At 67.8% G+C, this 12,292-nt stretch carries 12 protein-coding genes; 11 read left to right on the top strand and 1 reads right to left on the bottom strand.

Annotated elements, in window-relative coordinates:
- On the bottom strand, positions 1–1,531 hold a 1,531-nt coding region (locus NE2_RS20600; RefSeq protein WP_063909441.1), incomplete at its 3' end, for an MFS transporter.
- 208 nt (positions 1,532–1,739) lie between these two features.
- Here NE2_RS20600 and NE2_RS20595 point away from each other — a divergent pair.
- From NE2_RS20595 to NE2_RS20545, 11 genes are all read left to right on the top strand, one after another.
- Positions 1,740–2,639, top strand: a complete 900-nt coding sequence (locus NE2_RS20595; RefSeq protein WP_063028567.1) for a phosphotransferase family protein — start codon at positions 1,740–1,742, stop codon at positions 2,637–2,639.
- 148 nt (positions 2,640–2,787) lie between these two features.
- The gene (locus NE2_RS20590) at positions 2,788–3,645 is read left to right on the top strand and encodes an MlaE family ABC transporter permease (RefSeq protein ID WP_063028565.1); all 858 of its coding nucleotides are present in this window, start codon (positions 2,788–2,790) and stop codon (positions 3,643–3,645) included.
- Positions 3,645–4,508, top strand: coding sequence for an ABC transporter permease (locus NE2_RS20585; protein WP_063028531.1), 864 nt, complete (start codon positions 3,645–3,647; stop codon positions 4,506–4,508). The genes NE2_RS20590 and NE2_RS20585 overlap by 1 nt, the downstream gene beginning before the upstream one ends.
- Positions 4,509–4,512: 4 nt before the next feature.
- Complete coding sequence (locus NE2_RS20580; protein ID WP_063028529.1) at positions 4,513–5,571, top strand: MlaD family protein; 1,059 nt, start codon at positions 4,513–4,515, stop codon at positions 5,569–5,571.
- Positions 5,572–6,576 (top strand): MlaD family protein, encoded by a 1,005-nt coding sequence (locus NE2_RS20575; protein ID WP_063028527.1) that lies wholly within the window; start codon positions 5,572–5,574, stop codon positions 6,574–6,576.
- Complete coding sequence (locus NE2_RS20570; RefSeq protein WP_233429839.1) at positions 6,564–7,607, top strand: MlaD family protein; 1,044 nt, start codon at positions 6,564–6,566, stop codon at positions 7,605–7,607. The genes NE2_RS20575 and NE2_RS20570 overlap by 13 nt, the downstream gene beginning before the upstream one ends.
- The gene (locus NE2_RS20565) at positions 7,607–8,710 is read left to right on the top strand and encodes an MlaD family protein (RefSeq protein WP_063909443.1); all 1,104 of its coding nucleotides are present in this window, start codon (positions 7,607–7,609) and stop codon (positions 8,708–8,710) included. Before NE2_RS20570 ends, NE2_RS20565 begins: the two co-directional genes overlap by 1 nt.
- The gene (locus tag NE2_RS20560; RefSeq protein ID WP_233429838.1) at positions 8,707–9,804 is read left to right on the top strand and encodes an MlaD family protein; all 1,098 of its coding nucleotides are present in this window, start codon (positions 8,707–8,709) and stop codon (positions 9,802–9,804) included. The genes NE2_RS20565 and NE2_RS20560 overlap by 4 nt, the downstream gene beginning before the upstream one ends.
- Positions 9,801–10,757, top strand: coding sequence for an MlaD family protein (locus tag NE2_RS20555; protein WP_063028523.1), 957 nt, complete (start codon positions 9,801–9,803; stop codon positions 10,755–10,757). Before NE2_RS20560 ends, NE2_RS20555 begins: the two co-directional genes overlap by 4 nt.
- A gap of 40 nt (positions 10,758–10,797) precedes the next feature.
- Entirely contained in the window at positions 10,798–11,427 is a 630-nt protein-coding gene (locus tag NE2_RS20550; protein ID WP_063028521.1) for a hypothetical protein, read from the top strand.
- Positions 11,428–11,469: 42 nt separating this feature from the next.
- Entirely contained in the window at positions 11,470–12,273 is an 804-nt protein-coding gene (locus NE2_RS20545) for an acyl-CoA thioesterase domain-containing protein (protein ID WP_063028519.1), read from the top strand.
- Positions 12,274–12,292: the final 19 nt, after the last annotated feature.

Here is a 12,292-nt window from a genome sequence, read left to right as displayed (position 1 = left end):
CCAGATCCACCGCCTGCGGCGCCGACACGCCCGCGATCCCGGCGGCCACCGCGCTACCGTGTTGCGCGGCAACCGGTTCCGGCTGCGAGAGCTCCGCCGTCTCCGCGTTGCCGTCCGATTCCGCGGCGACGGCCTGCGGCGCATGCGCGCGCACCGACGGAATGATCACCGCCGCCAGTGCGGCGAGCACGGAAACGCCGGCCAGGAACCAGAAGACCCGGGAGTACCCGGCATCCGCCGGCAGCCCGTGCGCGGTGGTGGCACCCGAGGTCAGCAGCACGGCCGACACCGCGCTGCCGATCGCACCGCCGACGGTGCGGACGTTGGCGTTCATTCCGGTGGCCGCGCCCGTCTGGGCGGGCGGCACCGCGGCGACGATGATGGCCGGCATCGACGAGAAGGCCAGCCCGATACCGACACCCAGCAGCGCACCGGCCAGGTAGATCTCCCAGCTGTGGTCGTGCCCGACGGCGAGCATCACGAACGCCGGGACGGTGATGACGCTGCCGATCAGCACGATCGCCTTGGGGCCGATGCGCGCCGCCAGCGGCCCGATCGACAGGCCGATCACGAACATCGCCACCGACAGCGGCAGCATGTAGAGCCCGGACTGGGTGATGCTGGCGCTCAGGCCGTATCCCGCAATCGCTTTCGGGGTCTGCAGCAGCTGCGGCAGGAAGGTCATCATGGCGTACATTCCGGCGCCGGTCAGCACGGCCACCAGGTTCGTGGTCCACACCGCCGGAATCCGCATGGTGCGCATATCGATCAGCGGGGTGGTCGATTTCAGCTCGACCACGATCCAGGCGGCCGCCGCCACCACGGCCAGCGCGAACAGGCCCAGCGTCAGCGCCGAACCCCAGCCCCAGGACGGCCCCTTGCTCACCGCTAGCAGCAGCGCCACCAGCCAGGCCGACAGGAGAATCGCCGCGCCCCAATTGATATTGCCCGGGCTGCGCACCGGTGATTCCGGCACGAACACGATCGCGGCCACCGCGGCGATCGCGGTGATGATCATCGGCACCCAGAACAGCCAGTGGTAGTTCAGATGTTCGACGATCGGGCCCGCCAGCACCAGCCCGAGGCCGGAGCCGACGGCGATGAGCGAGGAGGCGATCCCCACCGCGCCGTGCAGCTTCTTCGCCGGGAACTCGTCGCGAATGATGCCGAATGCCAACGGAATCACGCCACCGCCCAGGCCCTGGATCACCCGCGCCACGATCATCACCCCGACCGATTCGGTCAGCGCCGCGATCAGCGAGCCGACCGTCAGCGCGACCAGGGTGACGACGAGCATGCGTTCCTTGCCGACCTTGTCGCCGATCCGCCCGAGAATCGGCGTCGCCACCGAAGCCGAGAGCAGATATCCGGTCATCAGCCAGGTCGCGGTGCTCTGCGTGGTGTGCAGCGCCGGAATCAGCAAGGCCAGTACCGGGACGACCATCGACTGCAGCAGTGCGTAGGCGGAGATGCCGAGCAGCAGCACCGCGAAGACGACGTTGTAGTGCGGGCGGGATTTGACGCGCGCCACGGGTGGTTTCCTCCCCACGAGACGGAAGCGGAGTGAATCTCCGGTTAGAAACCCTAACAGGGATGTGAGGCAGTCCCCGACCGCGCGGACGTGATCTCGACCTCAGTGATCGGTAACCACGAGGTTGCGTGAAACCGCGTCGCACGGTCCGCCGATCCCTCACAATGAGGGCAAGGATGAGGGATTCGGCAGGAACTCGGGTATGCGCATGACCGCACAGCTGGCTGGAAACGGAAATCTGTCGGTTCTGCGCGCCGCATGTCTGAGTGCCGGCATGGAAGCGGGCGGCGCACAGGAGGTGCGGTTCGGCGCGGGTACCGGTTACCGGTTGCCCAGCGGGGTCGTGGTGCGCATCAGCCACCCGGATCATCGGCCCGAGGCGCGCCGGGAGATCGAGGTCTCCCGCTGGCTCACCGCCTCCGGCGTCGCCGCGCCGCACACCCTGCCCGACGTGCGTCAGCCGCTCGAAATCCAGGGCCGGACGGTGACCTTCTGGCAGGTTCCGCCGCTGTATCAGCACGGCGCGCTGGACGATATGGCCCAGGCGCTGCTGCGATTGCACAGCCTGGCGCCGCCGACGACGTTCGCTCTCGGCCAACTGCAGCCGTTTCGCGGAATCGCCGAGTTGATCGACACCGCCGAGCTGTTCACCGCCGACGACCGCCGCTGGCTGCGCGAGCATCTCACCGAATTGCGCGGGCGGTGGGCCGATCTGCCGAGCGGGATGCAGTGGTGTGTCATCCACGGCGAGGCCTGGGGCCGCGAGTTCGCCGCCACCGTCGACCACGACGTCCTGATGCTGAACTTGGAGAACATGTCGATCGGCCCGCCGGAATGGGATCTGGTACCGACCGCGATCGCCTACGCCTCGCTGGGCTGGATCACCAGCGCGCAGTACGCCCGGTTCTGCAACGCTTACCACCTCGACGTCCTGCGGTGGCCGGGATACTTCCTGCTGCGCGACATCGTCGAGTTGCGGATGACGATGGATGCCGTCCGCGCCGCCGTCGCCGACCCCGTTCACCTCCACCAGGCCCGCTGGCGGCTGGCCTGTATCCGCGGCGACGAAGGTCCGCGGCAGTGGCCGGGCTGGGTGCCCCTGCACTGAAACCGCCTGGCCGTCACGCGGTTTCCCCGTTGCGCGAGCACGTGACGCGTCTCGCCCACAGATCAGAGCACCCATCTGGATTGGTGTCTGGAATGTGGTCCAGATCATATGGTACGTTCTGCCGCATGGTTCGGCGGACGGAGGTTCGATGTCGACCACTGATCTGGATGTACACCTCGGGGGACGGGAACCCAGGGCGGCGCAGGTACTGCGCCGGAACTTCTCCGACACGGTGCTGTCGAGTCTCGCGACGTTCGGCCGGGCGCTGCAGATGGGTTCCCATGCGATCCGGGTAGGCCTCGGCGATGCGGTGCGGATGCGGTTTCAGACGCGCGAAACCCTCACCCAGGCATGGTTTCTGATCAAGGTCACCGCGATTCCGAGTGTGCTGATGGCGATTCCGTTCGGCGTCATCGTCTCCACCCAGGTCGGCAATATCGTCTCGCAACTCGGCGCGGATTCGATGATCGGCGCGGCCGGCGGGCTGGGGGTGATCAAACAGGGCGCGCCGATGGCCGCCGCGATGATGCTCGGCGGGGCCGGCTCGGCGGCCATCGCCTCCGATCTCGGCGCGCGAACCGTGCGGGAAGAGGTCGACGCCATGCGGGTCATGGGGATCGATCCGGTGCAGCGTCTCGTCGTTCCGCGCATCGCGGCGATGATGCTGGTCGCTCCGCTGCTCAACATCCTGATCATCGCGGTCGGCATCGCCTCCGGCTTCGCCGTCGCGGTCGCCGCGCTCGGGGTGACGCCGGGCAGTTACTGGCAGTCGTTCGGCGCCTTCACCACCACCCTCGATATCTGGGTGTCGCTGATCAAGGCGCTGATCTTCGGGTTCCTGGTGGTGATCATCGCCTGTCAGCGCGGGCTCGAAGCCGGGGGCGGCCCGCGCGGCGTCGCCGACGGCGTGAACGCGGCCGTGGTCATGTCGATCGCCGCGGTCACCGTCCTCAATACCGCGATCACCCAGGTGGTCACCATGTTCTTCCCGGTGAGGATGGCCTGATGACCGCGACCCCGTACGCGCCGGCGGGCCTGCGGTGGGTGCATCGCCTGGGGCGTCGCGCCCATCCGCTGCGGCCGTTCGAATCGATCGGCTTCGCGCTCGGATTCGGGTGGCAGGTGGTGTCGTCGCTGCCGTACACGCTGATGCACTACCGCCGCGAGACGGTCGTGGTGATCACCGACATGACGTGGGGCCGGGGTTCGGTGATCATCGGCGGCGGCGTGGTCCCGCTGATGTTGCTGCTCGGGGCGGCGATGGGCGCCTCCATCGGCATCGAGGCGTTCAGTGCGCTCAACCTGCTGTCGCTGGGTCAGCTCAGCGGCCTGATCTCCGCGTTCGGGGTGACCCGGGAGCTGGCGCCGATCGCGGCGGGTGTCGGCTTCGCGGCCCAGGCCGGATGCCGGATGACCGCGGAGATCGGCTCGATGCGCATCTCCGAGGAGATCGACGCACTGGAATCGCTCGGCGTGCGGTCGGTGCCGTTCGTGGTGACCACCCGCGTCATCGCCGGAATCATCGCCGTCGCACCGGCTTTCGTGGTGGCGCTGATTCTCAGCTATCTGTCGTGCGCGCTGATCGTCACCACCATCCACGGCACGCCGGCCGGCACCTACAACCACTATTTCGATCAGTTCGTGCTGGGCTGGGACGTCATCGCCGCGACGATCAAGGTGATGGTCTTCGCGGTCGCCGTCGTCCTGATCCATTGTTACCAAGGCTTTTTCGCGACCGGCGGCCCGGAGGGCGTCGGCATCGGCTCGGGGCGCGCGATCCGGGCCAGCCTCGTCTCGATCATCGCGCTCGACATGCTCACCACCATCGTCCTCTGGGGATTCCAGTCCCCCATCACGTTCACCGGATGACTCCATGCCTCCTTATGCCCTGCCCGGCACCGAGGTCGGGCCCCGCCGCGCCCGGATCCTCGGCATCGGTGCGGTCGCGCTCGCCGCGGTGCTCGTCGTCGGCTGGCGGCTACTGCCCGACAGCCGACCGGCCGACGAGATGCGCGTCGACCTGGTCACCGCACAGGTCGGCGAGGGCGTCGGCGCCGGAACCGATGTCCGGCTCGACGGTGTCCGGGTCGGCTCGGTCGCCTCGGTCGCCATGGCCGGAACCGGCCGGCAGCGCATCGAATTGACGCTGCGCCGATCCCAGCTGTTCGGCCTGACCGACGCGCTGACCGTCGACTACGCGCCCGGGAATCTCTTCGGAATCACTGCGCTGCAACTGAATCCGAACAGCGGCGGCACTCGGCTACGGGACGGCTCGACCGTGGACCTGAGCGATCGCGATGCCGACCGGGTGCGCGATGCCACCCTCGCCGCGCTGCTGGAATCCACGGGCCGGCTCACCGACGACGTGCTGACCCCGAAACTCACCGAGGTGCTGCGCACCACCTCGCACGACATCAGCGCCTTCACCCCGCTGCTGCAGGCGATCGGCACGACCGCGCGCTCGTTCACCGAAACCCAGGAACTCCCCCCGTCGCTGGTACTGGGCCAATTCGGCTCGGCGCTGCACGGTGTGCCGGCACTGCTCGCCGGCGCGGCCGAACTGTTGCACGCGGATCTGACGAATCAGCAGCTCGCGACGAAGGAGAACGTCGATCGCTTCTCGGAGATGTTCAACCGGGTCCAGAACGAGATGCTGCCGGTGGCAACGGAAACCCTGTACACGGCGCAGCGAAATTTCGGCGGGCTCCTGCCGATCGCCGTCACGATGCTCGACCAGGTCGCCGGTTCGGTCTCCGACCCGCAGCGTTCGGAGAGCGAATTGCGTGAACTGCTCGACCGTCTCGGCGCCGGCTTCCACGACTCGCCCTCGGGCCCGGTGCTGAACGCCCGCGTGGATCTGACCACCGTCCCCGGCTTGGCGGCGCCACTGGCAGCCCTGCTCGCCCACCAGCCCGGTGCGGGAGGTCGCTGAATGTCGACCCGCGCGTTGTGGATTCGAGTGGCCGTGTCCGTGCTGGCCATGGCCGTCGTCCTCGTCGGGGTGTTCCGGTTGATCGAGCGGCCGGTCAGCGGCGACACCGACACCTACACCGCGATTTTCACCGATGCGAACGGCTTGCGGCTCGGCGACGATGTCCGGCTCTACGGGGTGCAGGTCGGAAAGGTGCGCAGCGTCGACTTGGACGGAGCGCTGGCCCGCGTGCGCTTCACCGTCACGCGGGGCCATCCGCTCTACACCGAGACCAAGGTGGCGGTGCGGTATCAGAACCTCACCGGTTTCCGGTATCTCGAGATCCAGCAGCCGGATCACCCGGGTCCCCGCCGCCCGGCGACAGCGGCCTTCGACACCGCGCACACGGTTCCCGCTTTCGACATCACCACCCTGTTCAACGGTTTGCAGCCGGTGCTGGCACAGCTGTCACCCGACGATCTGAATCGGTTCGCGAGCAGTATGCTCGCCGTCGTCCAGGGCGACGGCAACGGCATCGGGCCGGCGCTCGACGCCATCGACATGCTGAGCCGGTACGCGTCCGACCGCGCACAGGTGCTGTCGGTCCTGGTGAACAATTTCGCCCAGGTTTCCGCGCATATGGCCGGTAAATCCGGCAACGCCATGCAATTGATGACGAATCTGACCGAACTGTTCGTCACCATCACCGACAAATTGCCCGGCCTCGTGCAATTCGGAATGGAAATTCCGCCGATGTTGCGCCCGCTGCTGGACCTGCTGGATGTCCTGGGCGTCACCGGTGAGAAGAACCGCGACCTGGACGCGCTCCTGCATCGCGTCCTTCCGAACCCGCGTCAGGCCGCCGATGTGCTGGGACGGCTGCCCGGATTGATCCAGACCATGACGACGACCATTCCCCAGACCGGGCCCGACGCGGCGATGACCTGCTCGCACGGGATCGCACCGGCGCCCGGACCGCTGGCCGTCCTGATCGCCGGACAGAGGATCACGCTATGCCATCGGTAGTCACCCCCGCGTCGGTCACCGCCGCCCTGCGCACGGTCCGGCGCCGGATGTTCACCAGCCGCGACGAGCGCGGCGCCCAATTGCGCTGGGGCATCAGCGGAATAGTCACGGTTCTCGTTCTGGTGGCGGCGATCGGCGTGATCGATGTCGTCGGAACCACGCCCGAGCGAACATATTCCGCCGATATCGCCGAGGCCGGTTCGATCCGCACGGGTGACGATGTCCGGATAGCGGGAATTCCGGTCGGCAAGGTGAAATCCCTGCGGTTGCTTCCCGATCGGGTGCGGATGACGTTCACGGTGAAGGACGGGGTCGCCATCGGCGATCAGACCACCCTCGCGGTGCGAATGCTGACCCTCGTCGGCGGCTACTATCTGGCCGTTCAACCAGCGGGATCGAACCCGTTGGGCAACACCGTCATTCCCGTCCAGCGTGTGATTCTGCCGTACAACCTCACCCAGGCTTTCCAGGACGCCGTCGAGCCCGTGCAGCGGACCGACGGTGACGCCATCCGCCGGGATCTCGCCGCACTGGCCGGTTCGATCGACAAGAGTCCCGACGCGCTCCGGCACGCCGGCCGGGCGGTCGCCGACATCGTCGCCATCATGGACCGGCAGAACGCGGACGTATCCCGGACGCTGGCGCTGACCGACGAATATCTGACGGCGCTGAACAGGAATTCCGACACCCTCGTCACCCTGATGCGGACCTTCGGCACACTCGAGAACGTCGTCGCCGACAATCGGGAACAGCTCAGCTGGGCGCTGCACGGCCTGGCCCAGCTGGTGCAGAAGCTGGTCCCGCTCGGACGGATCTGGGACGACTCGCTACGCGAACAGGCGCAGCCGCTCGTCGACGCGATTCCGAAGCTGCGGGAACTCGGCGACCGCATGGGCGCCCTGCTCGATTCGCTGCACACCTTCGAGCAGCGCCTGACACCGCTGGTCCAGCCGGGCGGCGGAGTGAGCGTCGACCAGTCCGCCGCCACCGTCACCGGCATCTGTGTTCCGGTGCCCGGAGGGGGATGCTGATGCTGAGCAGGATTCTCGGATCGCGCGGCCTGATGTCGGCGGCGGTGGTGCTGGTGCTCGTCCTGGCCGCGGGATTCGCCGTGACGATGAGCAGATCCGAACCGGCGACGCGCAGTTACTGCGCGCGGATGCCCGACAGCATCGGCCTCTACACCGACAGCGCGGTCACCGTCATGGGCGTTCAGGTCGGCAAGGTCACCGCCATCGAGCCCGACAACGGCGCTGCCACAGTGCGTTTCACCGTGCGCGCCGACCGCAAACTCCCGGTGGACGTCGGTGCGGTGACGGTCAGCCACACCATCCTGGCCGATCGCACTCTGGCGCTCATCGGCGCCGAACCCGCCGGAGCCGGTTGGGATCCGAGCCGATGCATCACCAAAACCCTGACGCCCAAGAGCATGTCGGAGACCTTCGACGCACTGGCGAGACTCTCGGATCAGCTCGACGCGTCCGGTGATCCCGCCCAGCGCACCGCCGTCGGTGACGGTCTCGACGCACTCGACCGGGCGACATCCGGTACCGGCGAGCAGCTCAACGCGCTCATCGGGCAACTCAGCCGGGCGCTCGCCTCCCCCGACGCGGCGATCGGACATCTCGGTCAGCTCATGGACGATCTCGCCGCACTGGCCCATCGCGCCCGCAACGGATGGCCGGACCTGGAGAACATCGTGCCGCGGCTGACCCAGACCTTCTCCGATATCAACACCCTCGCGTTCCCGCCCGTGGCCGATCTCGTGACGGCGCTGGCCGGGCTGCTCCCGGAACTCAACGAGGTGATCATGAAGCTCGGCTCCCCCGCGCTGCGCGCGGTGAACGACATCCCCGGGCTGTCGAAGCTCATCGCGTCGGGAGTCGGCTCACTCGCCGAGATCATCCGCATGACCCCGGCCCTCGCCACCGGGTTCTCCGACGCGGTCGATCCGGTCAGCGGCGAATTCACCATCGGGTACGCGCCACCGAAACTGGCTCTGCCGCAGGCGCAAACCGACCAGATCTGCGCGGCGTTGCGGGCGGTCGCGGGGCAACAGTGCGGGACCGCCGGCAACGGTGTGGTGACGGTGCCCGCGCTTCCGGTCCTCCTGTCGGCGGTGAGCGCGAAGTGACACGACCCTCCGCGAAACTCCGCCGGATCTGCGCCCACACGCTGGTCGCCGCCACCCTCGCGGCATCGGCCGGGGCCTGCGGTTTCCAGCCGGCCGACGTCCCGGTGCCGGGCACCGGTGTCGGCGGACCGACCTACCATCTGCGCATCGAATTCGCCGATGTCCTCAATCTGCCGCAAGGCGCCAAGGTCATCGCGGACGGCGTGCGGATCGGGCAGCTCACCCACATCACCGTCGTCGACCCGGCGCCCGCCACCGGCACGGCTCCGGCGCGCACCGGCTATGTGATCGCCGATGTCGCGATCCGCACCTCGGTCCGGCTTCCGGTCGGCACCACCGCCCAACTGCGGCAGGCGACTCCGCTCGGCGACGTCCACATCGCACTCACCGAACCGGCCCACCCCACGGCCGGCGAGATCCGCCCGGATGCGACGATCCCGATCTCCGACACCCGCCCGCAACTTCCCATCGAGGACATCCTCGCGCAGCTGGCCACCTTCATCGGCAGCGGCGCGGTGCACGACATCCAGAACATCGTGCACAACGTGAACGGGATCATGCCCCCGAATCCGGCGGTGACCTCGCGGATTTCGGAGGTCCTCGGTTCGGATCTCGGTGACCTTGCCGCACATACCGATTCGATTCACCAGTTGGTCAGCGGTATTCAGGCCACGGTCGACGAGGGCCTGCTGAATCACACGTCGACGTGGGATCCGCTGCTCACCCCGGGCGGGGTGCAGCACACCACCGATGTGATCCGCGCCGAGATCGGCGTCGTCTTCGTCCTCACCGCCCTCGGACCGTTCGCGCCGTCGACGAAATGGCTGGGGCCGGTGCTGGATTCGACCACGGCCGCCGCGCGCGCGGTGGTGCCGATGTTGTTCGGCAGCGCACCGCTCGACACCGGCTCCCCGTCGAATATGGCGACACTGACGAATCTGCTGCAATCGCAGATCATTCCGTTCGCCGAGCGCGGACCGAAGATCAACCTGGTCGGCGTCGCGGTGCCGCCGTCCGCGGCCGTCGGCACGACACCCGAGGAACAGACCTCCCGCATCGTCGACACGCTGCGGATGATCGGAGCGGTGCGATGAGAATTCGATCGATCGTCTCGCTCACGGCGATCGCCGCCGTGCTCGTCTTCGGCATCGTCTACATGACGGTGGGCGTCCTGCACCTCGATCCGCGCAAGTCCTTCTTCACCGCCGATCTCCGGCTCGCCGAATCCGGTGGGCTGGGCCCGAATTCGCCGGTGCTGTTCGACGGGGTCGCGGTCGGCAAGGCGGAGACGGTACGCAAACAGGCCTCCGGCGTGCTCGTCCGGCTGAAGATCGACGACAAGTATCACATCCCGGCTACGAGCGAGATCCATATCGAACAGCTGTCGGCACTCGGCGAGCCGTACATCGAATTCGCCTCGACGAGCCCGGCTGGGCCGTATCTGCGTGACGGACAAACGATGTCGACCGAGCGGGTGCGCCTGCCGATGAGCATCACGGCGCTGTCGACGCGGGCGGTACAGCTGCTCGACCAGATCCACCCCGAGGCGGTGGCGCGGCTGGTCGACACCTTCGACACCGCGCTGACGGGTACCGATCAGGCGATGCGCACGCTGCAGCATTCGTCCGACCTGCTGGCGGCCACACTGCTGAGCCGTACCGGCGCCATGCGGCAACTGTTCGCCGACATGCAGGCCCTCGGCGGGAACATGGACTGGCTGGGGCCCTCGCTGGAAACCGCCGGACCGCAACTCGGACTGTTCGGCACCATGTTGATCAAGATCGTCGAGGGCGGGTCCGTGCTGTCGAACAAACAACCCGTGGACAACTACTACACCGGCGACGGCCTCGTTCCGTTCCTCGGGCAACTGACCGAGCTGCTGAACAAGATCGGGCCGGGGGTGGCGCCATTGGGCCCCGCCCTGCAGCCGGTCCTCACCGAAACCGTGCACCGCTCGCCACATATCGACGTCAGCGCGCTGATCAGCCAGGCGCTGCAGGGCATCGATCCCGACGGGACCCTGCATTTCCGGATCGCCGTCAAATAGCCGAGTACCAGCCAGCCCGACCGGCAGGAGGAACGAACCGATGAGCACAGCAGTAGACGAGAAGGACATCCGGGCGGCGGAGGCGGATCAGGACGAAAAATCCGGTGCCGCACAGTCTTCCGCGGCTGCCACCGAGCGGCGGGCGCCGCTGACGATCGCCGTCCGGCTCTCCACCGTAGTGACCACCGCGGTGATCGTCGTCTTGCTGGCGGTGGCCATCGTGTTCGGGTGCCTGTACTTCTCGGCGCGTTCCACCCTGTCCGATCGTGACGCCGCGGCCGCCGGCGACAAACACGCCGAGGACATCGCGTCGAAGTACGCCGTCGGCGCGTCGACCATCGACTATCACGATGTGAAGAGCTGGATCGAGCGGTTGAAGTCCGGCACCACCACGCAGCTGGCGGCGAAGTTCGACGCGACCGCACCGCAACTCGAGCAGATCCTGCTCCCGCTGCAGTGGACGTCGAAGGCGACGCCGCTGTCGGCCGCGGTGACCTCCGAATCGGACGGCATCTACAAGGTCAACGCCTACCTGGACGTGACATCGACCAGCGCGCAGACTCCCGACGGCGGTCGCACCACCGTGACCTACTCCCTCACCATCGACCGCAACGCGGACTGGAAGATCACCGACGTCGGCGGGTTGCAAAACGCCCTGCCCACCAAGTGAGTCGGCCGCAGGCCGCCGGCGGCGATAGGACACTATGAGCTGATGACCGATATGCCTGCCATGTTCACCGTCGACGACGCCGGTCGGTACCTGCCCCGGAAGTGGGCGTACGGCCGCTGGGGTGCGGACATGCTCAGCGGCCCCGCCGTCTGCGCGGCCGCCGCGCGCACCCTCGAACGGGAACACGGGCTGCCCGGTTTCGTGCCGGCTCGATTCACCATCGACCTGTTCAAGGCGGCGAAGGGACAGCCCCTCGAGGTGCACACCGAGGTGATCCGCGCCGGGCGGCGGATCCACATCGCCTCGGCCACGGTGCGCCAGGGTGAGGTCGAGGTCGCGGAAGCGCGCCTGGTTCAACTGCGCGCCACCGAGGCCCCTGCGGGCGAGGAGTGGCATTCCGAGCATCCGTTCGACCCACCCGCCGACGCCGGGGTGGATTGGTGGTACCGCAGCGACAACGACTGGTCGACGTCGATGGGCGACCACCAGAACTCCGGCCGCAAGAGCCTGTGGGCGGTGCCGCTGGGGGCGGTCGAGGGTGAGGAGCGCAGCGCGTTCGTGGAGGCCGTGGTCGCCGCCGAGTCCACCAGCCTGGTGACCAACTGGGGGTCGCGGGGCATCGGATACATCAATGCCGACCTCACCGTGGCACTCGACCGCCTGCCCGTCGGCGACCGGATCGGGCTGCGGGCCGAGACCCACCTCACCGCTAACGGTGTATCCGTCGGCACCGCAACGCTTTTCGATTCCCGCGGGCCGATCGGCACCGGCATGGTGACCGCCGTCGGCAACGCGGCCGCCCAGATCGACTTCTCCGCGAACGGGATCGACTTCTCCGAAGACTGAGGCGCCGGGCGATATTTCC

The sequence above is a fragment of the Nocardia elegans NBRC 108235 genome, from assembly GCF_001612845.1.
Taxonomy (GTDB): domain Bacteria; phylum Actinomycetota; class Actinomycetes; order Mycobacteriales; family Mycobacteriaceae; genus Nocardia; species Nocardia nova.
Note: the sequence above shows the minus strand (reverse complement) of the source record. Positions and strands in the feature narration are given on the sequence as shown.